The organism is Lelliottia sp. EB106-05-01-XG201 (genome assembly GCF_058791735.1).
In genome coordinates this window covers 86,893-110,487 of the sequence record NZ_JBYTDV010000001.1, presented here as the reverse complement: position 1 = coordinate 110,487, position 23,595 = coordinate 86,893, and the positions used below count along the sequence as shown (strand labels likewise).

General features: G+C 55.2%; 21 protein-coding genes, 1 tRNA gene and 1 pseudogene. 16 read left to right on the top strand and 7 right to left on the bottom strand.

The window, feature by feature from the left end:
• Nucleotides 1–141: 141 nt before the first annotated feature.
• A complete protein-coding gene (locus AC3WS9_RS00475) occupies nt 142–339 on the bottom strand; it encodes a helix-turn-helix transcriptional regulator (RefSeq protein ID WP_021463370.1) in 198 nt (65 codons plus the stop codon).
• Nucleotides 340–431: 92 nt separating this feature from the next.
• Entirely contained in the window at nt 432–1,289 is an 858-nt protein-coding gene (locus tag AC3WS9_RS00470; RefSeq protein ID WP_161617329.1) for a DUF6387 family protein, read from the bottom strand.
• Between the two features lie 360 nt (nt 1,290–1,649).
• On the opposite strand from AC3WS9_RS00470, the gene AC3WS9_RS00465 reads away from it, so the two are divergent.
• The gene (locus AC3WS9_RS00465) at nt 1,650–2,267 is read left to right on the top strand and encodes a trimeric intracellular cation channel family protein (protein WP_282492061.1); all 618 of its coding nucleotides are present in this window, start codon (nt 1,650–1,652) and stop codon (nt 2,265–2,267) included.
• A 17-nt stretch (nt 2,268–2,284) separates the two neighbouring features.
• Here the strand turns inward: AC3WS9_RS00465 and ligB are convergent, their stop codons facing one another.
• Entirely contained in the window at nt 2,285–3,955 is a 1,671-nt protein-coding gene (ligB, locus tag AC3WS9_RS00460) for an NAD-dependent DNA ligase LigB (protein ID WP_492486121.1), read from the bottom strand.
• A gap of 250 nt (nt 3,956–4,205) precedes the next feature.
• Between ligB and gmk the strand changes: the two genes are divergently transcribed.
• From gmk to AC3WS9_RS00425, 7 genes are all read left to right on the top strand, one after another.
• Nucleotides 4,206–4,829, top strand: coding sequence for a guanylate kinase (gene gmk / locus AC3WS9_RS00455; RefSeq protein ID WP_282492063.1), 624 nt, complete (start codon nt 4,206–4,208; stop codon nt 4,827–4,829).
• Between the two features lie 54 nt (nt 4,830–4,883).
• Complete coding sequence (gene rpoZ, locus AC3WS9_RS00450; RefSeq protein WP_032615688.1) at nt 4,884–5,159, top strand: DNA-directed RNA polymerase subunit omega; 276 nt, start codon at nt 4,884–4,886, stop codon at nt 5,157–5,159.
• 19 nt (nt 5,160–5,178) lie between these two features.
• Nucleotides 5,179–7,290 (top strand): bifunctional GTP diphosphokinase/guanosine-3',5'-bis pyrophosphate 3'-pyrophosphohydrolase, encoded by a 2,112-nt coding sequence (spoT, locus tag AC3WS9_RS00445; protein ID WP_282492064.1) that lies wholly within the window; start codon nt 5,179–5,181, stop codon nt 7,288–7,290.
• Nucleotides 7,291–7,294: 4 nt separating this feature from the next.
• On the top strand, nt 7,295–7,984 hold the full coding sequence (gene trmH / locus AC3WS9_RS00440) for a tRNA (guanosine(18)-2'-O)-methyltransferase TrmH (protein ID WP_282492065.1): 690 nt from the start codon (nt 7,295–7,297) through the stop codon (nt 7,982–7,984).
• A 3-nt stretch (nt 7,985–7,987) separates the two neighbouring features.
• Complete coding sequence (gene recG, locus AC3WS9_RS00435) at nt 7,988–10,069, top strand: ATP-dependent DNA helicase RecG (RefSeq protein WP_282492066.1); 2,082 nt, start codon at nt 7,988–7,990, stop codon at nt 10,067–10,069.
• 103 nt (nt 10,070–10,172) lie between these two features.
• Nucleotides 10,173–11,567 carry a nucleobase:cation symporter-2 family protein gene (locus AC3WS9_RS00430; RefSeq protein WP_282492067.1) on the top strand — a complete coding sequence of 465 codons (1,395 nt, stop codon included), beginning with the start codon at nt 10,173–10,175 and terminating at the stop codon, nt 11,565–11,567.
• Nucleotides 11,568–11,684: 117 nt separating this feature from the next.
• Nucleotides 11,685–13,370, top strand: a complete 1,686-nt coding sequence (locus AC3WS9_RS00425) for an AsmA family protein (protein WP_492486117.1) — start codon at nt 11,685–11,687, stop codon at nt 13,368–13,370.
• Nucleotides 13,371–13,584: 214 nt separating this feature from the next.
• Here the strand turns inward: AC3WS9_RS00425 and yicI are convergent, their stop codons facing one another.
• Both yicI and AC3WS9_RS00415 read right to left on the bottom strand, forming a co-directional pair.
• The gene (gene yicI, locus AC3WS9_RS00420) at nt 13,585–15,903 is read right to left on the bottom strand and encodes an alpha-xylosidase (protein WP_492486115.1); all 2,319 of its coding nucleotides are present in this window, start codon (nt 15,901–15,903) and stop codon (nt 13,585–13,587) included.
• A gap of 12 nt (nt 15,904–15,915) precedes the next feature.
• On the bottom strand, nt 15,916–17,310 hold the full coding sequence (locus tag AC3WS9_RS00415; RefSeq protein WP_282492117.1) for a glycoside-pentoside-hexuronide family transporter: 1,395 nt from the start codon (nt 17,308–17,310) through the stop codon (nt 15,916–15,918).
• A gap of 281 nt (nt 17,311–17,591) precedes the next feature.
• Here AC3WS9_RS00415 and AC3WS9_RS00410 point away from each other — a divergent pair.
• Nucleotides 17,592–17,686, top strand: a tRNA-Sec gene (locus AC3WS9_RS00410).
• Between the two features lie 93 nt (nt 17,687–17,779).
• Complete coding sequence (locus tag AC3WS9_RS00405; RefSeq protein WP_492486113.1) at nt 17,780–18,406, top strand: DUF6680 family protein; 627 nt, start codon at nt 17,780–17,782, stop codon at nt 18,404–18,406.
• Between the two features lie 4 nt (nt 18,407–18,410).
• Here AC3WS9_RS00405 and AC3WS9_RS00400 read toward each other — a convergent pair whose 3' ends face one another.
• Nucleotides 18,411–18,602: a toxin-antitoxin system HicB family antitoxin gene (locus tag AC3WS9_RS00400; RefSeq protein WP_492486111.1), complete on the bottom strand. Its 192-nt coding sequence runs from the start codon at nt 18,600–18,602 to the stop codon at nt 18,411–18,413.
• Between the two features lie 125 nt (nt 18,603–18,727).
• Between AC3WS9_RS00400 and AC3WS9_RS00395 the strand changes: the two genes are divergently transcribed.
• From AC3WS9_RS00395 to AC3WS9_RS00385, 3 genes and pseudogenes are all read left to right on the top strand, one after another.
• The gene (locus AC3WS9_RS00395) at nt 18,728–19,018 is read left to right on the top strand and encodes a SymE family type I addiction module toxin (RefSeq protein ID WP_492486109.1); all 291 of its coding nucleotides are present in this window, start codon (nt 18,728–18,730) and stop codon (nt 19,016–19,018) included.
• A 469-nt stretch (nt 19,019–19,487) separates the two neighbouring features.
• A pseudogene (locus AC3WS9_RS00390) lies at nt 19,488–19,838 on the top strand (type II toxin-antitoxin system RelE/ParE family toxin).
• Nucleotides 19,835–20,134, top strand: a complete 300-nt coding sequence (locus AC3WS9_RS00385) for a helix-turn-helix domain-containing protein (RefSeq protein WP_285157339.1) — start codon at nt 19,835–19,837, stop codon at nt 20,132–20,134. Before AC3WS9_RS00390 ends, AC3WS9_RS00385 begins: the two are co-directional and overlap by 4 nt.
• A 476-nt stretch (nt 20,135–20,610) precedes the next feature.
• Here AC3WS9_RS00385 and AC3WS9_RS00380 read toward each other — a convergent pair whose 3' ends face one another.
• Nucleotides 20,611–21,609, bottom strand: a complete 999-nt coding sequence (locus tag AC3WS9_RS00380; RefSeq protein ID WP_285146236.1) for a class I SAM-dependent methyltransferase — start codon at nt 21,607–21,609, stop codon at nt 20,611–20,613.
• 138 nt (nt 21,610–21,747) lie between these two features.
• Here AC3WS9_RS00380 and AC3WS9_RS00375 point away from each other — a divergent pair, with 138 nt between their 5' ends.
• The 3 genes from AC3WS9_RS00375 (at nt 21,748) to uraH (ending at nt 23,471) form a co-directional block, all read left to right on the top strand.
• Nucleotides 21,748–22,182: a hypothetical protein gene (locus AC3WS9_RS00375; RefSeq protein ID WP_492486106.1), complete on the top strand. Its 435-nt coding sequence runs from the start codon at nt 21,748–21,750 to the stop codon at nt 22,180–22,182.
• Between the two features lie 52 nt (nt 22,183–22,234).
• The gene (locus AC3WS9_RS00370) at nt 22,235–22,963 is read left to right on the top strand and encodes a MerR family transcriptional regulator (RefSeq protein WP_285146238.1); all 729 of its coding nucleotides are present in this window, start codon (nt 22,235–22,237) and stop codon (nt 22,961–22,963) included.
• A gap of 97 nt (nt 22,964–23,060) precedes the next feature.
• Entirely contained in the window at nt 23,061–23,471 is a 411-nt protein-coding gene (gene uraH, locus AC3WS9_RS00365; protein ID WP_282492077.1) for a hydroxyisourate hydrolase, read from the top strand.
• Nucleotides 23,472–23,595: the final 124 nt, after the last annotated feature.

The window sequence follows — 23,595 nt, the reverse complement described above, 5'->3', positions numbered from 1 at the left end:
ATAAAATATCAATTATCCAGAGTCATTTCTCGCAAACACTTATAAATATTATCTATTACAACTATTGTAAAGTATATTGTAAATTTTACCCTAAATTAGGCTTCAAAGTTTACATTACCACTATAACTAAATCTCACAGTTTTAATTTCGTGAATTCCCAATTTTTTCTAAGATCCAGTTTTCAATTTCACTTTCAATAAAAGCAACTGCACGAGCACCAATTTTAATCGGGGCTGGAAATAGGTTTTGATTGATAAGATGATAAATCCAAGCCTTACCATATCCAGTTCTGTCGATAACTTCTGGTAAACGAATAAGGCGAGTATTCTGCTGATTCATATTTTATTCCTCATTTCAGTTGCGATGGGAATTACTATATAAATGAATCAGCAACAAAAGTAGCGAACTTCATAACACCTAAATGATAGAAATTAACTCTTTTCAGAATCAGAGAGTTTCATGGTGTCTGAAACTCTCATGTTTTTTAAATGACTATTCTTGTTTATGAAGTAATAAAACTGCCTGATGAAGTCTAGTGAGGTTGCTTTGAGGGCAAGTGGTCTGTCGGTATCTTTGACATGATAGTGAAGTCTGATCTGACTTTCATCATCATCATCGGTATAAAGCAGCCTGGACAGGCGATCATCCGATATACGAATCTGTTTAATCTTTGTCCACACTAAAATGTCGAGCATAGGTATGATTCGATAGTTGATAAGCTTCTTAATGGTTCCATATCCAAAGCGAACGGAATCCAGCGGATTTTCCTTTATTTCCATATATTTACGCCACTGAGGTAAAGCCGCTTTGAGTGATTCCGCAATTTCGTCGTCTGTACCACTTGAGAGATCAACTTCTAACATGACTGTTCTTTGGAATTGGTCGGGTAAACTTTCGTAGAGAGTTTCTTCCTGTAGCTCACCGTTGATTGAATACTTATCATCGCCATGCCACACAAAAGTGCCCCGTTGCATTGAGATGATGCTCAGTTCAGCAAGTCGTTCAAGTGTAGTTAGAAAGAAATGAGGCGGTTGAAACAATCGGTTGTCCGGTGCCATATAGCCAAGTTGCTTTTCCTCAATCAAGAATGGATTTCCGCTGAAAATTTTTTCGAAGTATCCCATTAGGGCTTTTGCCTCAAAATCCTCCCTGTAGCTTTTGAAGAACAGTGTTCTGGCCCACAGCTCGTGGTATAACTGTAGAAGGGTGAGATCTTCGAACTTACGATATGTGTCGATATCTAACCATTTCTTGATTTCTTTGGTATGTTCAGTTGTCCAGTTTTTCACTCATCCTCTCCGTCTATAACTCAATATTTAAGTAAACTATACGGGGGGTGATTCGGGGAGTAAATATCGATTTAAAGATCTTTAGTTGTTATCAACACGCTGATTATTAAAGAAAATAACAATGAAATCGATATTCAGATTCAGAATATCGAGTAATCATCAGGGTAGCTCAACGCGAGCTACCCATTACTTTTTCTCACGCTTAAAATCGATTACCACACAAGAAAACCTTTCACCACTCTGCTAAAAAACCTATTTCCTTATTAGTTTAACTAAGCCAAATCGCTTCGCCTTAGAAAATCTCAATCGTGATCCACACCACAAAAGGCTACTCTGCCGCCAGTTTCTCTGGAGGCGATAATGCTTTTACATATTCTCTATCTGGTCGGTATCACCGCCGAAGCGATGACGGGCGCGCTGGCTGCCGGGCGTCGTCGTATGGACACCTTCGGTGTCATCATTATCGCCACCGCCACGGCACTGGGCGGGGGATCGGTTCGCGATATCCTGCTGGGACACTACCCACTTGGCTGGGTCAAACATCCAGAATATGTCGTCATCGTGGCCGTTGCCGCGGTGCTGACGACAATTGCCGCCCCTGTCATGCCGCACCTGCGCCGCCTGTTTCTGGTCCTGGACGCATTGGGGCTGATCGTGTTTTCCATTATCGGTGCGCAAATCGCGCTGGATATGGGTGAAGGCCCGATCATCGCCACCATCGCCGCGGTCGTGACCGGCGTATTTGGCGGCGTGTTGCGCGATATGTTTTGTAAACGCATTCCGCTGGTATTCCAGAAAGAGCTCTACGCCGGTATTTCGTTCGCCTCTGCGGTGCTGTATATCGCCCTGCAGCATTATGTGTCGAGCCACGATGTCGTCGTCATCGCCACGCTGCTGTTCGGTTTTACCGCACGTATGCTGGCGCTGCGCCTGAAGCTGGGGCTGCCCGTGTTTCATTACACGCACGACTCGCATTGAGTTCTAAAACAAGTACTCTAAAACCCCTGGACGCCCTGCTTACCCAGCCAGGACGCCAGGGTCTCGATCGTAGGATCATGGAAAAACTCGACCAGCTTTCGCGCTTTTTCCGGGCCGACGCCGGGAAGCTGGCCCCAGCTTCCCGCATCAGTATCGCGTAATTGCTGCCACGAAGAGGCATTCAGCGCTTTCGCTGCCGCCTGCGGTAATGGCACACCCAGCGCGCCAATCCACCGAATAAAAGGCTGCTGCCGCGCGAACTCAAAGCGATGCCACAGCTGCAAACCCCGACCCACATTCAAACCCGGCGTATTTTGAAGCTGCTCTTTGCTCAACGCCAGCCATGAGAAGATATGCTCAAAATGATGAGCCTGATGCAGCAATCGCCAGCCTGAATCCCCTGTCCCTTCAATATTGAGAATGCGTTTCGAACTCAACCAGACCAGACGGGCAAAAAACTGCTCCAGGCAATCGGGCGAAGCATAGAAACAGGTCAGCGGGCTGAAATGCGGCTCGGGCGGCACAGGTTTAATTCGCTCGGCGTCACGCCATACGACTTTATCGAAACGCGGTATGCCTTGCCCGGCAAGACTCACCAGAATTTGATCGCCTGGCGCAATGTCCAGCGTTCGCCAGCGCCCAACGGAACCCAGGCTCACTCGCTGCACACGTTTGTCGCCCAACTGCACAGGCTCAAGAGTGGCAACCACGGCTATTTTTCCCGTACGCCCAATGGCAAACTGGATGGCTTTAACTTCAGCAAGCTGAGAGACGGGCGAGTATTTCCACGCAACCACCCAGTCTCCCTCCCCGGGCAACCAGCGCTCGCCCGCAGATTCAATCGCGGAGCGAATCACAATGCCGTCAGTGGCAAACGGCAGAGGTGATGTCAGCCAGTCGGTTCTGTTTTGCTCTACCTCATCTGCGGTTTGAACAGCGCGCGTATAACGCCCAGTCAGCGGAAAACCCGCCCTGGACAGTTCCGCAAGACGTTGCGACATATCGGCTGGGCCATCCGGCCAGGCCCAGATAAACACGCCAAGATTATCGAGCACCGAGCTATCATTCTGGCGCATCATCATTCCCGCCACTTTGGCCCTGGCGTTCATGCCCCCCATCTGCTGCTGGATATGCCCTTCGCTTCGCAAAAACAGCTCGCCTTGTAGAACGCTCTCCGACAATGGCCCTTGTAGGGTTAAAGGTATCGACGGGATTTTTTGTACTCGCGCCGTCCAGTCTTCACCTTTTATCCCATCGCCACGGCTGATGGCCTGCACTAAGTTTCCCTTCCGATAGACCAGCGTGACTGCGACACCATCCACTTTGGGTTGCACCCACAGGTCATGATGGGCATGCATCCACTGACGTAGCTCCTCCTTCCCCTCCACCTTGTGCACGCCCGTATGCGCAACAGGGTGTTTGACCGTCCCGCTGACCGAGGGAACATCATCCGATAGCGGCTCATCGCTAAAGCAGCGCCGCCATTGCGTGAGCCTGCCATTGAGCTGATCGTAAACCTCGTCGCTGACCTCGCTTTTTCCTTCCTGCCAGTAGGCTTGATTCCAGCGGGCGACCTGCGCGCTGAGTTCCGCAATTTCCTTTTCCGCTCTGGCATGCGACCAGGCGGGGCAAACCGCCATTCCGTAGCCGTTCCACAGCATTAACACCACTCCAGCCCATTTCCACATCGTCACGCCTCCCTGTTTTGCGCAAGGTATACCCCTCCCGTTTTGACCTGACTATCTGCAAAGTCACGATTTACGAGGCGGCTTCAGCGTTTTGTTTTGATTGCAGCAAAGGGCGGGGAAAACCGGAAAACGGTACGCAAAAATCAACAATGCAGTGGAAAAAGTGTGACAAAGACTACGTCACAGAGCGGCGACGTGTATAATAAGCCCGTATGTAAGACTTCTTCGCTAACACATACAAAAGACTCTCATGGCTCAAGGCACGCTTTATATTGTTTCTGCCCCTAGTGGCGCGGGTAAATCCAGCCTGATTCAGGCGTTATTAAAAACCCAACCGTTGTACGATACGCAAGTGTCGGTTTCTCACACCACGCGCGCTCCGCGTCCGGGTGAAGTACACGGTGAACACTATTTCTTTGTTGATCACGATGAATTCAGAACGATGATTGGCCGAGACGCGTTCCTTGAACACGCTGAAGTTTTCGGTAACTACTACGGAACATCCCGTGAAACCATCGAGCAGGTTCTGGCAACCGGCGTCAATGTGTTCCTGGATATCGACTGGCAGGGCGCGCAGCAGATTCGCGCGAAAATGCCACAAGCGCGCAGCATCTTTATTCTGCCGCCGTCGAAGGACGAACTGGACCGCCGCCTGCGTGGCCGCGGCCAGGACAGCGAAGAAGTGATCGCAAAACGTATGGCGCAGGCAGTTGCAGAAATGAGCCATTACGCCGAATATGATTACCTTATTGTGAATGATGATTTTGATACTGCCCTGGGCGATCTGAAAACCATCATTCGTGCAGAACGTCTGCGCATGAGCCGCCAGAAGCAGCGACATGACGCATTAATCACCAAACTGTTGGCAGACTGAACGCACATTCAGTATCATGCCCAGTCCTTTCTTCATCTGTGGAGCATTTTAAGTATGGCACGCGTAACTGTTCAGGACGCTGTAGAGAAAATTGGTAACCGTTTTGACCTGGTACTGGTCGCCGCGCGTCGCGCTCGTCAGATGCAGTCCGGTGGCAAAGATCCACTGGTACCAGAAGAAAACGATAAAACCACCGTTATCGCATTGCGCGAAATCGAAGAAGGTCTGATCAACAACCAGATCCTCGACGTACGTGAGCGCCAGGAGCAGCAAGAGCAGGAAGCCGCAGAACTGCAGGCCGTAACCGCCATTGCTGAAGGCCGTCGTTAATTAAACCTGCGGGTCGCCCTTGTATCTGTTTGAAAGCCTGAATCAACTGATTCAAACCTACCTGCCTGAAGACCAGATTAAGCGTCTTCAGCAGGCGTATCTCGTTGCACGTGACGCTCACGAGGGCCAGACACGTTCAAGCGGTGAACCCTATATCACGCACCCGGTAGCGGTGGCCTGTATTCTGGCCGAGATGAAACTCGACTATGAAACGCTGATGGCCGCGCTGCTGCATGACGTGATCGAAGATACCCCCGCCACCTACCAGGATATGGAACAGCTGTTTGGCAAAAGCGTTGCCGAACTGGTGGAAGGGGTCTCTAAGCTTGATAAGCTGAAATTCCGCGATAAGAAAGAGGCGCAAGCCGAAAACTTCCGCAAGATGATTATGGCGATGGTGCAGGATATCCGCGTCATTCTCATCAAACTCGCTGACCGTACTCATAATATGCGCACGCTGGGCTCATTACGCCCGGATAAACGTCGCCGCATCGCGCGTGAAACCCTCGAAATTTATAGCCCGCTGGCACACCGTTTAGGTATCCATCACATTAAAACCGAGCTGGAAGAGCTGGGTTTTGAAGCGTTGTACCCGAACCGCTATCGTGTGATTAAAGAGGTGGTCAAAGCCGCGCGCGGCAACCGTAAAGAGATGATTCAAAAAATCCTCTCTGAAATCGACGGGCGTTTGCAGGAAGCGGGAATTCCGTGTCGCGTAAGCGGCCGCGAAAAACATCTCTACTCTATCTACTGCAAAATGGTGCTCAAAGAGCAGCGTTTCCACTCGATCATGGATATCTACGCGTTCCGCGTCATCGTTCATGATTCTGACACCTGCTACCGCGTGCTCGGCCAAATGCACAGCCTGTACAAACCGCGTCCGGGGCGCGTCAAAGACTACATCGCCATTCCAAAAGCGAACGGCTATCAATCTTTGCACACCTCGATGATCGGGCCACACGGCGTGCCTGTTGAGGTGCAAATCCGCACCGAAGACATGGACCAGATGGCAGAGATGGGTGTTGCAGCGCACTGGGCTTATAAAGAGCACGGTGAAACCAGCACGACCGCGCAAATCCGCGCCCAGCGCTGGATGCAAAGCCTGCTTGAACTCCAGCAGAGCGCCGGGAGTTCGTTTGAATTTATCGAGAGCGTTAAATCCGATCTCTTCCCGGATGAGATTTACGTTTTCACGCCAGAAGGGCGCATTGTCGAGCTGCCTGCTGGCGCCACGCCGGTCGACTTCGCTTATGCGGTGCACACCGACATCGGTCATGCCTGCGTAGGCGCACGCGTCGACAGGCAGCCTTATCCACTGTCGCAGCCGCTCACCAGCGGTCAGACGGTCGAAATCATTACCGCGCCGGGCGCTCGCCCGAATGCCGCATGGCTTAACTTCGTCGTCAGCTCCAAAGCGCGCGCGAAGATCCGCCAGCTGCTGAAAAACCTGAAACGTGACGATTCCGTCAGCCTTGGCCGTCGCCTGCTCAACCACGCGTTGGGTGGCAGCCGCAAGCTGGCCGAAATTCCGCCAGAGAACATTCAGCGAGAGCTGGAGCGCATGAAGCTCGCCTCGCTTGACGATCTGCTGGCAGAAATCGGCCTCGGCAACGCCATGAGCGTCGTGGTCGCGAAGAACCTGCAGCAAGGCGAAGCCTCCGTTGCGCAGCCGACGACGCAGGGCCACGGTCATCTGCCAATTAAAGGTGCAGATGGCGTGCTGATCACCTTCGCCAAATGCTGCCGACCGATTCCAGGCGATCCGATCATCGCCCACGTCAGCCCAGGTAAAGGTCTGGTTATCCACCACGAGTCCTGCCGTAACATCCGTGGCTATCAGAAAGAGCCCGAGAAGTTCATGGCCGTTGAGTGGGATAAAGAGACCGAGCAGGAATTTATCACCGAAATTAAGGTTGATATGTTCAACCACCAGGGCGCACTGGCGAACCTGACGGCGGCGATTAACACGGCCACTTCCAACATTCAGAGCCTGAATACGGAAGAAAAAGATGGCCGCGTCTATAGCGCGTTCATTCGCCTGACCGCGCGCGATCGTGTGCATCTGGCGAATATTATGCGCAAAATTCGCGTGATGCCGGACGTCATTAAAGTCACCCGTAACCGAAATTAGTGACATGAGATCTGAACGTTATGAACGTATCTGTGAGATGCTCGCCAGACGTCAGCCCGATCTGACGGTGTGTATGGAGCAGGTCCATAAACCTCATAACGTCTCCGCCATCGTCCGCACCGCGGATGCCGTTGGCGTGCATGAAGTTCACGCCGTCTGGCCGAGTAAAAACATGCGCACCATGGCCTCCAGCGCGGCCGGGAGCAACAGCTGGGTGACGGTCAAAACCCATCCTACGATTGCCGATGCCGTTGCAGAGCTGAAAGGCAGCGGCATGCAAATCCTTGCCACCCACCTTTCCGATAAAGCCGTCGATTTCCGCGAGATTGATTACACCCGCCCCACCTGCATTCTGATGGGTCAGGAGAAAACCGGGATCACTCAAGAAGCGTTAGAGCTGGCGGATCAGGACATCATCATCCCGATGATCGGCATGGTGCAGTCGTTGAACGTCTCCGTCGCCTCGGCGCTGATTCTGTATGAAGCCCAGCGCCAGCGCCAAAACGCAGGGATGTACGAGCGTGAAAACAGCATGCTCCCGGAAGACGAGCAGCAGCGCCTGCTGTTTGAAGGCGGTTATCCGGTACTGGCTCGCGTGGCAAAACAGAAGCAACTCCCTTATCCCCACGTCAACGCGCAGGGCGAAATCGAAGCCGATGCCGCGTGGTGGTCCACCATGCAGTTTGCAGGCTAATCCATGAAAGGCCATCTGCTTGATGCCGTTCCGCTCAGCTCCTTAACGGGCGTGGGCGCAGCGCAAAGCAGCAAGCTGGCGAAGATCGGCCTGCACACCGTGCAAGATTTACTTCTGCACCTCCCTCTGCGCTATGAAGACCGCACACAGCTTTACGCCATCGGCGATTTGCTGCCCGGCATCTACGCCACCGTGGAAGGCGAGGTGCTGAACAGCAGCATCACATTCGGCGGTCGCCGGATGATGACCTGTCAGATCAGCGACGGCTCCGGCATTCTCACCATGCGTTTTTTCAACTTCAACGCAGCGATGAAAAACAGCCTCGCCGCCGGTCGACGCGTGCTGGCCTACGGCGAAGCGAAGCGCGGTAAGTACGGCGCGGAGATGATCCACCCGGAATACCGCGTGCAGGGCGATCTGAGTACGCCTGAACTCCAGGAGACGCTGACGCCGGTTTACCCCACGACGGAAGGCATCAAGCAGGCTACGCTGCGCAAGCTGACCGATCAGGCGCTTGAGCTGCTCGATACCTGTGCCATCGCCGAACTGCTGCCGCCTGAGCTGGCGCAGGGCATGATGAGCCTGCCGGAAGCGATCCGCACATTGCACCGCCCACCGCCATCTTTACAGCTGAGCGATTTAGAGAGCGGCCAACATCCAGCCCAGCGGCGGCTTATCCTTGAAGAATTACTGGCCCATAACCTGAGCATGCTGGCGCTTCGCGCGGGTGCCCAGCGTTTTCATGCCCAGCCTCTTCCCGCCCGTGATGATTTAAAAGATAAGCTGCTGGCCTCGCTACCGTTTAAGCCGACTAACGCCCAGGCGCGAGTCACCGCCGAGATCGAACGCGATATGGCGCTCGACGTGCCGATGATGCGCCTGGTGCAGGGTGATGTCGGTTCCGGTAAAACCCTGGTTGCTGCCCTCGCGGCACTGCGCGCCATCGCAAACGGCAAGCAGGTGGCGCTGATGGCGCCGACGGAACTGCTCGCCGAGCAGCACGCCAACAACTTCCGCAGCTGGTTTGCGCCACTGGGTGTCGAGGTCGGCTGGCTGGTCGGGAAGCAAAAAGGAAAAGCGCGTCTTGCGCAGCAGGAAGCGATTGCCAGCGGTCAGGTGCAGATGATTGTCGGCACCCACGCCATTTTCCAGGAACAGGTGCAGTTTAACGGCCTTGCGCTGGTGATCATCGACGAACAGCATCGCTTTGGCGTGCATCAGCGCCTGGCGCTGTGGGAGAAAGGGCTGCAGCAGGGCTTCCATCCGCATCAGCTGATCATGACCGCGACTCCGATTCCGCGCACCCTGGCGATGACCGCCTATGCCGATCTGGATACCTCGACCATCGACGAACTGCCGCCAGGCCGTACGCCGGTCACCACCGTGGCGATTCCGGATACCCGTCGCAGTGAGATTATCGAGCGCGTGCGCAACGCCTGTACGCACGAAGGCCGTCAGGCGTACTGGGTGTGTACCTTGATTGAAGAGTCCGACCTGCTGGAAGCCCAGGCGGCAGAGGCCACGTGGGAAGAACTCAAGCTGGCGCTACCCGAGCTGAACGTCGGGCTGGTGCATGGCCGCATGAAGCCTGCTGAGAAACAGGCCGTGATGCAGGCATTCAAGCAGGGCGAGCTGCATTTGCTGATCGCCACCACGGTGATCGAAGTGGGCGTAGATGTGCCTAATGCCAGCCTGATGATTATCGAAAACCCGGAGCGCCTGGGTCTTGCGCAACTCCACCAGCTGCGTGGCCGCGTCGGACGTGGTGCGGTGGCGTCCCACTGCGTATTGCTCTTCAAATCCCCGCTCTCCAAAACGGCGCAAATGCGGCTGCAAGTCTTGCGCGACAGCAACGATGGCTTTGTGATTGCGCAAAAAGATCTCGAGATCCGCGGTCCCGGCGAACTGTTAGGCACGCGCCAGACCGGCAACGCCGAATTCAAAGTCGCGGATCTGCTGCGTGACCAGGCGATGATCCCCGAAGTTCAGCGCCTTGCGCGTTACATTCATGAGCGCCATTCCGCGCAGGCAGCCGCATTGATTGAGCGCTGGATGCCGGAAACCGAGCGTTATTCCAACGCCTGATAAACACTGCCAGAAACAGTTTGTATAATTTATAAATGCAATCGTTTGCTTTTACCATCCGGTCAGCTAAAATGCCCGCTTTTCCACCGTGGGATTGCCGCCGATGTCCGTTAACGCCGTAGAGTCTCCTGATGCGCAACCGATTGCGCCGACTCAGCATAATAGTGAATTAATCTACCGTCTTGAAGATCGCCCACCGCTGGCGCAAACGCTGTTCGCCGCGTGTCAGCACTTACTCGCGATGTTCGTGGCGGTTATTACACCTGCCCTGCTGATCTGCCAGGCGCTCGGTTTACCGGCTCAGGATACACAGCACATCATCAGCATGTCCCTGTTCGCCTCCGGCGTGGCCTCCATTATCCAGATTAAAGCCTGGGGCCCGGTGGGTTCAGGTTTGCTGTCGATTCAGGGCACCAGCTTTAACTTTGTTGCACCGCTGATCATGGGCGGCACCGCGCTGAAAACCGGCGGCGCAGATGTACCAACGATGATGGCCGCCCTGTTCGGCACATTGATGCTGGCCAGCTGTACGGAAATGGTCATCTCCCGCGTACTACACCTGGCGCGCCGCGTCATTACTCCGCTGGTCTCCGGCGTGGTGGTGATGATTATCGGCCTGTCGCTGATTCAGGTCGGCCTGACGTCCATCGGCGGCGGGTATGCGGCGATGAGCGACCACACCTTCGGCGCACCGAAAAACCTGCTGCTGGCGGGCGTGGTGCTGGCGATTATTATCCTGCTCAACCGCCAGCGTAACCCGTATCTGCGCGTCGCCTCGCTGGTGATTGCCATGGCCGCCGGGTATCTGATGGCGTGGGCGCTCGGCATGCTGCCGGAAAACACCGCGCCGACCAACAGCCCGCTGATCATGGTCCCGACGCCGTTGTACTACGGCTTAGGCATCGACTGGAACCTGCTCCTGCCGCTGATGCTGGTGTTTATGATCACCTCCCTGGAGACCATCGGCGACATCACCGCGACGTCTGACGTCTCCGAGCAGCCGGTCTCTGGCCCGCTGTACATGAAGCGTCTGAAAGGCGGCGTGCTGGCGAACGGTCTGAACTCCTTTGTCTCCGCCGTGTTCAATACCTTCCCGAACTCCTGCTTCGGCCAGAACAACGGCGTGATCCAGCTGACCGGCGTCGCCAGCCGCTACGTAGGCTTCGTCGTCGCACTGATGCTGATCGTGCTCGGCCTGTTCCCGGCGGTGAGTGGCTTTGTGCAGCACATTCCGGAACCGGTTCTGGGCGGCGCAACGCTGGTGATGTTCGGGACGATTGCGGCATCTGGCGTGCGCATCGTGTCGCGCGAGCCGCTGAACCGTCGCGCCATCATGATTATCGCGCTGTCGCTGGCCGTCGGCCTGGGCGTGTCTCAGCAGCCGCTGATCCTGCAGTTCGCCCCTGACTGGGTGAAAAACCTGCTCTCCTCCGGCATCGCCGCGGGCGGTATCACTGCGATTGTACTGAACCTCGTCTTCCCGCCTGAAAAGAACTGATCCCCGTCACGGCAGGCCTCGCGCCTGCCGTGAAACCGAATTACACCATTCCTGCCTTGAGGATTGCGCATAAATCGTGCATAACTCCTCTATGTGCGTTTGACGGGATGGAAGACCATGAAATTTATTGGAAAGCTGCTGATCTGGATTTTGATTGCGGTGCTGATCGCAATCCTGGCACTGTATATCCTCGTGCAGACCCGCTGGGGCGCGTCGCAGGTTAGCAGCTGGATCACGGTGAATACCGATTACGAACTCAACTTCGACCTGATGGATCACCGCTTTTCCTCCCCGTCGCACATCATCCTTGAGAACGTCACTTTTGGCCGGGATGGCAAACCCGCCACGCTGGTCGCGAAGAAGGTCGATATTGGCCTGAGCAGCCGACAAATCACCGATCCGCTGCACATGGACACCATCACCCTGCACGACGGTACGTTAAATCTCTCCCCGCAGACGGCTCCGCTCCCCTTCCAGGCCGACCGACTGCAGCTGAACAATATGGCGTTTAACAGCCCGAATACCGAATGGGACCTGAGCGCGCAAAAAGTGACGGGCGGCGTCAGCCCTTGGGAACCGAAGGCGGGCAAGGTGCTGGGCAATAAGGCGCAGATCCAGATGAGCGCCGGATCGCTGACCCTTAACGGCGTGCCCACCAGCAACGTGCTGATTCAGGGCGAGCTGAACGGTAATGAAGTGGTGCTGAGTACCATCGGCGCGGACATGGCGCGCGGCTCACTGACCGGCACCGCGCGGCGCAATGCCGACGGCGGATGGGTGATCGACACCATGCGCCTGAACGACATTCGTCTGCAAAGTGATAAATCATTAGCGGATTTCTTCGCTCCGATTACCACGCTGCCGTCGTTACAGATTGGTCGCCTGGAAGTGACCGACGCGCGTCTGCAAGGCCCGGACTGGGCGGTGACCGATCTCGACCTGAGCCTGCGCAACCTGACTCTGAGCAAAGGCGACTGGCAGAGCCAGGACGGGCGTCTGTCGATGAACGCCAGCGAGTTTATCTACGGTTCGCTGCATCTTTTTGACCCGATTCTGAACGCTGAATTCTCCCCGCAGGGCGTGGCGCTGCGCCAGTTCACATCCCGCTGGGAAGGCGGCATGGTACGCACCTCCGGCAACTGGCTGCGCAACGGCAAAGCCCTGGTGCTGGACGATGTCGCCGTCGCCGGACTCGAATATACGCTGCCGCAGAACTGGAAAACCCTGTGGATGGATCCGCTACCGGAGTGGCTCAACGGCGTCACCCTGAAAAAGTTCGGCTTGAGCCGCAACCTGGTGATTGATATCGATCCGGCATTCCCGTGGCAGGTTACTTCCCTCGATGGTTATGGCGCCAACCTCCAGCTGGCGAAAGATCGCCAGTGGGGCGTGTGGGGCGGCAATGCGACGCTGAACGGCGCCGCCGCCACCTTTAACCGCGTGGACGTGCGCCGTCCGTCGATGGCGCTCGCCGCGAATGCCTCGACGGTAAATATCACGGAGCTGAGCGCCTTTACCGAGAAAGGCATTCTGGAAGCGACGGGGACGGTTTCCCAGCTGCCGCAGCGTCAGACCACGATCAGCCTGAACGGTCGCGGCGTGCCGCTGAACGTGCTGCAACAGTGGGGCTGGCCTGCGCTGCCGGTGAGTGGCGATGGCAACATCCAGCTGACCGCCAGCGGGAGCGTGCAGGATAAAGCCCCGCTAAAACCGACGGTGAACGGGAAATTGAAGGCGGTGAATATGGATAAGCAGCAGGTCGAGCAGACGATGGTGGGTGGCGTGGTTTCAACGGCACCGTAGGCCCGGTAAGCACAGCGCCACCGAGCGAATTCAGCCTCGGGTGCCAACAAAAAGCCGGGTGGCGGCTTTGCCTTACCCGGCCTACAAAATCAAACTCCGAACCGTAGGCCCGGTAAGCGCAGCGCCACCGGGCAACAAACCGCAGAAAAATCCCCTCGTGCACCGTACAATCCCCTCGCCCCTTTGGGGAGAGGGTTAGGGTGAGGGGAAAATCTTACAGCCGAATCACCACCTCACTCCCCTGCGCTTTCACCACCACGCCCCATTCGCTGCCCGAATGTGACCCGCCTTTGACGCCCGCGATCTGCTGCACGTTACGCAAACAGATCGACCAGTCCTGCGCAACACCTTCGCCTTTGACCGTCACCGTATCGCCCAGGCGTGACACCGTCAGCGTAAACACCACCGAACCGTCCGCCGCTGGCACTTCGCTCACCGCCGTACACCCGTCGGCCAGGTTAAACAGCTGGAATGCCGTCCCCTCATGCCACGCGTAATCCGGTTTCTGGCTGTTGTTGCCGAGCGCCAGCAGAGTGTTTTCACGCACATACACCGGCAGACTCTGGAAGTCGTGCTGCTGCTTATGCCAGCGGCTGCCCTGCACTTCGTCGTTATGCCACAGGTGCGTCCAGCGCCCTTCTGGTAGATAGAACTGCACGTCGCCCGCCTCGCTAAACACCGGAGCCACCATCATCGCGTCGCCGAGCATGTACTGCCGGTCCAGATAATCGCACGCCGGATCGTCCGGGAACTCAAGCATCATCGCACGCAGCATCGGCGTACCCACCTCGCGGGCCAGCGCCGCCTGGCGATACAGATACGGCATCATCCGGCATTTCAGCTGGGTGAAGTGGCGCACCACATCGCAGGACTCGTCATCGTACGCCCACGGCACACGGTAGGATTTGCTGCCGTGCAGGCGGCTATGGCTGGAGAACAGCCCGAACGCGCACCAGCGTTTATACACATGGGCAGGCGCGGTGTTCTCGAACCCGCCGATATCGTGGCTCCAGAAGCCAAAGCCCGACAGCCCAATCGACAGCCCGCCGCGCAGGCTTTCGGCCATTGATTCGTAGTTCGCGTAACAATCGCCGCCCCAGTGCACCGGGAACTTCTGCGCACCCACGGACGCCGAGCGCGCAAACAGCACCGCCTCCTCTTCGCCAACCGTCTCTTTCAGCACGTCCCACACCAGCTCGTTATAGATATAGGCGTAGTGGTTGTGCATCTTCTGCGGATCGGACCCGTCGTGCCACACCACATCCGTCGGAATGCGCTCGCCGAAATCGGTCTTGAAGCAGTCGACGCCAATATCCACCAGGCCTTTCAGCTTGTCGGCGTACCACTGGCAGGCTTCCGGGTTAGTGAAGTCATAGATCGCCAGCCCCGGCTGCCATTTGTCCCACTGCCACACGGAACCGTCCGCGCGTTTCAGGAGATAACCCTTCTCTTTCAGCTCATTAAACACCGGCGATTTCTGGCCGATGTACGGGTTAATCCACACGCAGACTTTCAGCCCTTTGTCCTTCAGGCGACGAATCATCCCTTCCGGGTCCGGGAAGGTCACCGGATCCCACTCGAAATCGCACCACTGGAAGGCTTTCATCCAGAAGCAGTCGAAGTGGAAGACGTGCAACGGCAGATCGCGCTCGGCCATGCCGTCGATAAAGCTGTTAACCGTCGCTTCGTCATAGTTAGTCGTGAAAGAGGTGGTGAGCCACAGGCCGAACGACCACGCAGGCGGCAGCGCCGGGCGGCCGGTAAACTGCGTATAGCGATTCAGAACCTCTTTCGGCGTCGGGCCGTCGATCACGAAATACTCCAGATACTCACCCGCCACGCTGAACTGCACTTTGGAGACTTTCTCCGAGCCCACTTCAAACGACACGTTTTCCGGATGGTTCACCAGCACGCCGTACCCGCGGTTGGTCAGGTAGAACGGAATATTTTTATAGGACTGTTCGGTGCTGGTGCCGCCGTCGCGGTTCCAGGTTTCGACCGTCTGGCCGTTGCGGACCAGGGCGGTAAAGCGCTCGCCGAGGCCATACACCGCTTCGCCGACGCCCAGATCCAGGCGCTCGAACATGTAGTTGCTGTCCGTATTCCCGTCCTGCACGTAGCCGTTGTTTTTCAGCTGGCTGCCGGTAATGCGCTGCCCGTCGCGCAGGAAATCCAGCGCCCAGAACTCCCCTTTGGTGACGCGCACGCTGATATTGCCGCTTTTCAGCTCGGCAAATTCCGCCGTGTTTTCAATCTGGACGTTGACGTCTTTCAGAACGTTCAGCGGATAGTGCGGCCCCTTGTCCAGCGCGCCCTGGAAGTGCTCGATGCGCACACCGACGATGCCTTCCTGCGGCGAGAACAGTCGGACCGTAAACATCAATGTGTCGAGCTGCCAGGTGCGTTCGCGCACGTCACGAGGGGCGACGTACACCACCAGGTCGTTACCCTGCTGCTCCACGTCGAACACCTGCACCGGGTAGGTCACGTTCAGACCCGGCTGAATGAGCCAGTTTCCGTCACTGATTTTCATGCTTTGATCCTCTTAGTTCTGCAATTCTTTGCTGACCGGCAGGGTTTCAAACTCCTGCTGGTTGCGGCGCGCGCCCTGCGCCAGCTCGCCCATGATTTTGGTCAGGAATGGGGTTTTCAGCGTGTAGTAGCGTTTGGCGACGATGGCGCTCAGCACGTAGCAAGCCGCCGGGGCCAGGGTGAACAGGCCGATAATGATGCTGATGGTGGTGCTGTTCTGGGTTTTGGCTGCGGCATCGTAGCCCCCGCCTGCCAGCATCCAGCCGATCAGCGCGCCGCCCAGCGCCAGGCCGAGTTTCAGCACGAACAGCGTGCCCGCAAAGCTGATACCGGTCAGGCGTTTGCCGTTTGTCCATTCGCCGTAATCGACGGTATCGGACATCATCACCCACTGGATTGGCGTCACCAGTTGGTGCAGCACGCCGATCACGAAGATAAAGCTGAACATCATCATCGTGGCATGCATCGGCACGAAGAACATCGCCACGCTCGCCACCGCCAGCAGGGCGTTGGTCCACCAGAAGATGCTGACTTTGCATTTCCAGTCGGTGAGCGGTTTAGCCAGCGCAGAGCCGATCAGGTTGCCGACGCAGTAGGTGGTGAGGAACGCGACGAACACTTCCGGCGAGCCCATGATCCAGGTGCAGTAGTACATCATCGCGCCGCCGCGCACGCAGACGGCGAGGATGTTGAGAATGGTGAGCACGCCGACGATGCGCCACTGGTCGTTGTGCCAGATGTCGCGCAGATCTTCACGCATGGAGGTGGTGCTCGGCGGCACCTGGATGCGCTCTTTGGTGGTGAAGAAGCAGAACGCCAGCATCAGGAACGCAACCACCGACAGCACGGCAATCCCACCCTGGAAACCAAAGGCTTTGTCTTCGCCGCCAATCAGTTTCACCAGCGGCATCATTAGCACCGTGGAGAGCATGCCGCCCGCCGTCGCCAGCACAAAGCGCCAGGACTGGAGGGAGATGCGCTGCGTCGGATCGTTGGTAATCACGCCACCGAGAGCGCAGTAAGGGATGTTGACCACGGTATAGAGCAGGGTCAGCAACGTGTAAGTGATGGCGGCATAAATCATTTTGCCGTTCAGGCTGAGGTCCGGCGTGGTGTACGCCAGCACGCAGACGATGCCAAATGGGATGGCGCCGAACAGAATCCACGGACGGAATTTCCCCCAGCGGCTGCGGGTACGGTCCGCAAGCAGGCCCATGCACGGGTCGGAAATCGCATCCAGCGCACGCGCCAGCAGGAACATGGTGCCGACAAATCCGGCGGGGATACCGAAAATATCGGTATAGAAAAACATCATATACAACATGACGTTATCAAAGATGATATGGCTGGCGGCATCTCCCATGCCGTAGCCTATCTTTTCCTTCACAGACAATATTTCGCTCATTATTTTTATCCTTGGACGCTGTAGGGGCGCTGAGACCGGTTGCAGATGTTGTAAACCATCCCTGGTGGAGCGGATATTCTGTTTTCTGGTTAGCTGCTTACGATTCTTCTCTTTTGTGATCGCCGTAGAAGTTGCAGAAAAAATCTAACCTCAGGATTTTCTTAGGTTTTAAGTCGGGAGGGGGATGCAGGTCAAAGCAGGGGTGAAAAAAAGATGCGAAAGGATGGGGTAAATGCCTGAAAGTAGCTATAATGCGCACCGCCTCCATGTAGCAATCGAGGCGCGGAAGATCGTCATCTCCGGTGAGGTGGCTGGATTTCAAATCCAGTTGGGGACGCCAGCGTTCCCGGGCAGGTTCGACTCCTGTGATCTTCCGCCAAAATAATTATAAATTTCCATGTTTTCTTTTCAAAATTCATTAATTCTTTCATGGCCTATAACGTTGCGATAATCCAATTATTAGGTAAAAACTATGAATACAATTTTTGGCATGGAATACAAAGATTTCGTTATGACTGCAGCCGTAATAATAGGTCCAGTTCTTGCTGTTCAAGCGCAAAAAATTATTGAACAATTTAGGGAAAGAAAACAGAGTCGTTTAAATATATTCAGAACCTTAATGGCAACCAGAGCCCAAAAATTACATCGTGAACATGTTCAAGCTCTGAATATGATAGATATTGAATTTTATGGTAGAAAAATCCCTTGTTTAAAAATTCGATATCAAACAAAAAAAGAGCAAGCAATTACACACGCCTGGAAAATCTATAACAGTCATCTAAATAAAATACACGACTTCCCTGACATTAATATATGGGCATCAAAGTCTGATGATTTATTCACTGATTTATTATATGCACTTTCTCAAGCAATGAATTATGATTTCGATAAAGTCCAGTTACAACGAGATTGTTACAGACCCATAGCACATGGCAATTTGGAAACCACGCAAGCTAACATTCTTAAAGGACTTGAAAAGATATTTTCTGGCGAAAACTCTTTACCAATGCATATAACTAATATTCCTGAAAAAAAATCATATGATAGTGGAGTCTCCTCGCAAGAAGAGTCTTCTGATTTCAATAATAGCGGTCTCTAATTATTCAAGCTTTAGGTTCCAGACCTCGTTTCCTCAACTCCTCCCTCGCCAGCTCCTTCAACCAGCTGGCGAGGCTCACCCCTTCTTCAGCAGCCACAGCATCCAACTGTTCTTTCAATGCCGGATCAATACGCATTTTAAACTGCGGAGATTGTCCGCCGCCTTTTGGTTTTTTTTCGCGCGCTATGATTGACATGGGGCCACCTATCCATTTACTCTAAATCAAATTAGGAGGCCACCTAAACCTCCTTTTAAACAACGCTTCGATGTGCGGGAACACAAACGAAGCGTCTAACCTCACCAACTATCAAGGAGTTGATTATGGCTGATTCGCATTCTACCCCAGACACCACCACCACCGGAACTGAGCGCACGATAATTGTGGGATATCGTCCAAATGTTCAAGACAAAACCACGCCGAACATCATGCTTTCCGGCAAATGGCTACGCGCCGCAGGGTTTGAAACTGGGCAACAGGTGACGGTCAAAGTCATGGACGGGTGCATTGTTCTGGTGGCTTACAGCGAGCAGGAGCAGCGATTGCTGGACGAATTAAAACAGGCGCAGGCGAAGTTGAAAGGGATTGAGGGGGCGTTGGTTGGGGTGCATTAGGTTTGGTGCGGGGTTTTCCCCTCACCCTAACCCTCTCCCCAAAAGGGAGAGGGGACTGAACATGCAAATTTGTTACAGCGAGGCACCGTCGGTTTTGTAGGCTGGGTAAGCGAAGCGCCACCCGGCAATCACAGCACGCTTTAACGTGAAATCGACTTAAAGAATCAGGGCAAATATGCAGCTTAATCGCCGCATGTTCCCCCTCACCCTAGCCCTCTCCCTCAAGGGAGAGGGGACCGATCGAGCAATTTCTTCAGCGATCTCACCGCCTGAACAGACTGAAAGGGCTCACCGAATGAAATATCTCTGAAGGCTGCTCGCAGTATCCCCATTGCCTTATCAAGCTGGTTGCCAATATTTGTCATACTTTTCATTGGAGATGCAATGGCCGTCAAAGGAAGCCATTGCAAATATAAACCACAGCTTATATCCTTTTAATTATAAGCTACAGCTTATCATGGACGATCGTATGTGGACGGTACTTCTGGGACACGTATTTGAGCAATGGCGACATGAGCAAGATGAAGGGTTACAGGAAAAGGTATTTGCGGATCTGCTCAATCTGCAAAATTACGGACCACATCTTACCCGCCCTTGAGTCGATACAGTAAAGGGGTCTCGACATAAGAATATGAAGGAGTTACGTATCCAATATGCAGGCCGTCCGATTCGAGCCTTCTTTGCGTTCGATCCCGTCCGCCAGGCGATTGTGCTTTGTGCTGGCGATATGCGCGGCGACAAAATGTTTTATGCACGATTGATCCGCATCGCAGATGAGGAATTCTCGACTCACCTGGCAACCCTGGAGGCAACAAATTGAAAACCTTAAATGAAGTGATTGCTTCTCGTGCACCGGAAAGCCAAAAACGAATCAAAGAAATGGCCGACGAGATGATTCTGGAAACTGGTCTGCAAATGATGCGCGAAGAATTGAAATTATCTCAGAAGGCTGTCGCAGAAATAATGGGAATCAGCCAACCCGCTGTCACACAGCTTGAACAACGCGGTAATGAACTGAAAATTGCTACGCTCAAACGCTACATCGAAGCGATGGGTGGAAAGCTGAGTCTGGATGTTGAGCTTCCGACTGGAAAACGTGTGGCGTTTCATATTTAGATTTTTTCGTGCATCAACGCCGCATGTTCCCCCTCTCCCTCAGGGAGAGGGGACCGATCGAGCACAGCAATTTCACCGCCGCAAAAAACTCAAAACCCACAGCGATGCCCTGGTCCGGCTGTAAATCGCTGAGTCGTTGACTGGAGGTAGGGGCGACGCACAGGGATGTGCGTCGAGGGCGCTGCTTTACAGGGACGTTACCTGCGCCCGTCCCCGTCAGCCGGAAGGAATAAGACGAGGGCACCGCGAAGCGGCGATTTACCGCCGGGAGCCCGGGTTGCCAGGGTGGTGGCGATTGAGCCACCCTGGCACGTTCACGGGTATCGTGGTGACAGAGAATCGCGGTTCGCAAAGTGAACGGAATAACCACAGCACTTACATGTTCCCCTCACCAACAGAGCCAAGTCCCCCCCCCTCACCCTAACCCTAACCCTCTCCCACAGGGAGAGGGAACCGATCTAGCGAAACTAAACCAATCAAACCCTAATCTCCATCACCGCATACACCCCATCCTTCGGCACTATCACCGTCACCTTCTCCGCCGGGATCCCCGCCGCAATATGAATATCCTGCAACTGCTGCAGCGAGCGCGGGAAGATGTGCGCCCAGCCGATGCAGCGCAAAATGAAGTCGATCTGCGGGCTGGTGGTGAGCATATTCGACACAATCACCGCCCCGCCGGGCTTCACCAGCCGTACGGCGCGCTGGAGGAAAATCACCGCGTCGGTGTCGTTGAAATATTCGAAAATCCCCAGCGCATCGACCAGTTCGGCCTGATGTTCGCCCAGCTCCAGCACTAAATCGTCGCTGCGGATCAGGGTATGCACCAGATGGCGCTTGAGCAGCGTCAGCTGTTCCCCGACGTTCAGCCCCTCCTGCGCCGCCATGGTTTCGGCCCAACGCAGGGCGACGGGGTCGTCGTCCACCAGCGAAAGATGCACCTTTTGCCCGTCCAGTTTGGCCGTGCGCAGCGCCTCGAGAACCGGGATCGCCGCGCCGCTCGCGAGGCTTATCCAGTCGCTTTCGATCTCATTGTGAATGTACTTGTCCACCAGCGCACCCAGCACCTGCGCGCGGGAGCGCACGCCGATGGCGTCGTTGGCGTGGATAAACCACTGGCGGCTTGCGCTGTCCATCCGCGTGCCTTCGGGCAGGCGCTCTTCCAGCGGGTTTTGCACCACAAACAGCGCCAGCGCGGAGGGCACCAGCCGTGCGCGCCAGGCCGCCATTGCCGGCCGCGTGCGGTACGCCTGGTCGGAGTGAAGATGCTGCGGGATCAGCCTCGGCAGGCCGTTTTCGCCCTCTTCCAGCAGCGGGGGCAGCAGTTCAGGGTTGGCTTTCATGGCCTGATTGAGGGCGTTGATCTCCCGCGTAACGTCGTCTTTCATCGGCCATTGGTCGCTAATATCGGGGAACGAGGCGCTGTAAATTGTCATCGTTGCCGGTGCATCACCGCGAAAAGAGTGCCAGTTCATCTCGTTATCCCCCCGTTCGACCCTAAACGGAAGTCTATGCAAACGGTGCGGCATTGCCCTACGAAAAATGCACGATATGCCTTAATGATCGGCTCACCTGTGTCGCTCTGAATCGCTATACACGGAGGAGCGCCCACAATGAAAAAATTACTATGGTTAGTGCTGCCGCTGATGCTGACGGGCTGCGCCAGCATTGTCGGGAGTAACGAAGAGACGCTGTATATCGACAGCACCCCGACAGAGGCGTATTTCGCGGTTATCGGGCGCGATGGTGAGATGATCGCCACCGGACAGACGCCGCAATCCGTGGTGCTGAAAAAATCCGACGGGAGTTATTTCGGCAAGCGGGAATACACACTGACGCTGAAACAGGAAGGCTACTACTCGACCATGATGCCGCTCGAATACCGCCTCAGCCGCTGGTACACCTTTGGCAATATTATCTTCTTCGGCGTGCCGGGCTGGTTCATCGTCGACCCGTTCTCCGGCGGCATGTATACGCTCAAAGAGGAGCGTGTCCACGCCATCCTGCGCCCCTGCCCGCCGGGGCCGTTCAATCACATGTGCTCGTAACAACCGGAATTCGTAGTATATTGAGAGTCATCTTGTTCAGCAGGCGCACTCCATGTCTTACTCCATCGGCGAATTCGCCCGACTTTGCGGCATCACCGCCACCACGCTGCGCGCGTGGCAGCGTCGCTATGGTCTGCTGAAACCCCTTCGCACCGATGGCGGGCACCGTCTTTACAGCGACGACGACGTGCAGGAAGCGCTGAAGATCCTCGACTGGGTGAAAAAGGGCGTACCGGTCAGCCAGGTGAAGCCGCTGCTGGCGCGGCCCGGCGCGCGGCGCACCAATAACTGGGTCACCCTGCAGGAGAGCATGCTGCAGCGCCTGAAAGAGGGGAAAATCGAGTCCCTGCGCCAGCTGATTTACGACTCAGGCCGCGAATCTCCCCGCCCGGAACTGGTGACGGAAGTCCTGCGCCCGCTGCGCAGCCAGGTCTCGGCGAATATCCCGGCGATCATGACCCTGCGGGAAATTCTCGACGGCATCATCATCGCCTACACCTCGTTCTGCCTCGAAGGGGATAAACGCGCGCCGGGCGATAACTGCCTGATCACCGGCTGGCACCTCAACGACCCGTGTGAAATCTGGCTCGAAGCGCTGAAACGCACGGGGCAAGGGCATCGCATCGACGTCCTGCCGATCCCGCCTGCCACCCTGGCCCCGGAGATTTTCCCGGATCGCAAATGGCTGCTGGTCACCACCGGCAAATTAACCGCCGCGCGCAAAAAACAGATTGAGCAGTGGCAGGAACAGGTTATTTCTCTGGACGTCATTACCCTGTAGACGATATTTCCCGCGCCAGTTATCACAAAAGATTGAATATTTTCCTGCCGCCAGAATGCTAACGTTTTCCTGTATTCATCAAAAACAGGAAAACAACATGAATAAATTCTCCGGCCTGCTGCTTTTATCCTCCATCGCCTTCGCCCCCGTCGCTTTTAGCGCGCCGATGGGCACCCTGAGCGTACATATTCTCAACCAGCAGACGGGCACGCCGCCTCCTGGTGTGACGGTCACACTGGAAAAACAGCAGCAGGGCAACTGGGCGATGCTGGCGAGCGGCAAAACTGACCACGACGGGCGCATTAAATCGCTCTATCCAGAGGATCAGGATATGCAGCCCGGCGTGTATAAAGTGACCTTTAAAACCGGCGATTACTTCCAGAGCCAGAAACTCTCCTCGTTTTTCCCTGAGGTCCCGGTGCTGTTCACCGTCACCAAAACCAACGAAAAACTGCATATCCCGCTCCTGCTGAGCCAGTACGGCTACTCCACCTACAAGGGTAGCTGACCCTTCTTGCGCTCCCGCCCCGCTATCGGGAGCGCATTTTTCCGCACAAAAACACCCACACTATCCATCTGAAATTATTCACAAATAAAAAATAACTCGAATCAAACTTGGACAAACACACGCG

Excerpts from the sequence above, each read along its gene's own strand:
- trmH (WP_282492065.1), top strand. The coding sequence starts at position 7,295 with ATGAGATCTGAACGTTATGAACGTATCTGTGAGATGCTCGCCAGACGT.
- recG (WP_282492066.1), top strand. The coding sequence starts at position 7,988 with ATGAAAGGCCATCTGCTTGATGCCGTTCCGCTCAGCTCCTTAACGGGC.
- uraH (WP_282492077.1), top strand. The coding sequence starts at position 23,061 with ATGAATAAATTCTCCGGCCTGCTGCTTTTATCCTCCATCGCCTTCGCC.
- AC3WS9_RS00370 (WP_285146238.1), top strand. The coding sequence starts at position 22,235 with ATGTCTTACTCCATCGGCGAATTCGCCCGACTTTGCGGCATCACCGCC.
- AC3WS9_RS00465 (WP_282492061.1), top strand. The coding sequence starts at position 1,650 with ATGCTTTTACATATTCTCTATCTGGTCGGTATCACCGCCGAAGCGATG.
- AC3WS9_RS00395 (WP_492486109.1), top strand. The coding sequence starts at position 18,728 with ATGGCTGATTCGCATTCTACCCCAGACACCACCACCACCGGAACTGAG.
- yicI (WP_492486115.1), bottom strand. The coding sequence starts at position 15,903 with ATGAAAATCAGTGACGGAAACTGGCTCATTCAGCCGGGTCTGAACGTG.
- AC3WS9_RS00405 (WP_492486113.1), top strand. The coding sequence starts at position 17,780 with ATGAATACAATTTTTGGCATGGAATACAAAGATTTCGTTATGACTGCA.
- rpoZ (WP_032615688.1), top strand. The coding sequence starts at position 4,884 with ATGGCACGCGTAACTGTTCAGGACGCTGTAGAGAAAATTGGTAACCGT.
- gmk (WP_282492063.1), top strand. The coding sequence starts at position 4,206 with ATGGCTCAAGGCACGCTTTATATTGTTTCTGCCCCTAGTGGCGCGGGT.
- AC3WS9_RS00375 (WP_492486106.1), top strand. The coding sequence starts at position 21,748 with ATGAAAAAATTACTATGGTTAGTGCTGCCGCTGATGCTGACGGGCTGC.
- AC3WS9_RS00430 (WP_282492067.1), top strand. The coding sequence starts at position 10,173 with ATGTCCGTTAACGCCGTAGAGTCTCCTGATGCGCAACCGATTGCGCCG.
- AC3WS9_RS00400 (WP_492486111.1), bottom strand. The coding sequence starts at position 18,602 with ATGTCAATCATAGCGCGCGAAAAAAAACCAAAAGGCGGCGGACAATCT.
- AC3WS9_RS00475 (WP_021463370.1), bottom strand. The coding sequence starts at position 339 with ATGAATCAGCAGAATACTCGCCTTATTCGTTTACCAGAAGTTATCGAC.
- AC3WS9_RS00380 (WP_285146236.1), bottom strand. The coding sequence starts at position 21,609 with ATGAACTGGCACTCTTTTCGCGGTGATGCACCGGCAACGATGACAATT.
- AC3WS9_RS00425 (WP_492486117.1), top strand. The coding sequence starts at position 11,685 with ATGAAATTTATTGGAAAGCTGCTGATCTGGATTTTGATTGCGGTGCTG.
- ligB (WP_492486121.1), bottom strand. The coding sequence starts at position 3,955 with ATGTGGAAATGGGCTGGAGTGGTGTTAATGCTGTGGAACGGCTACGGA.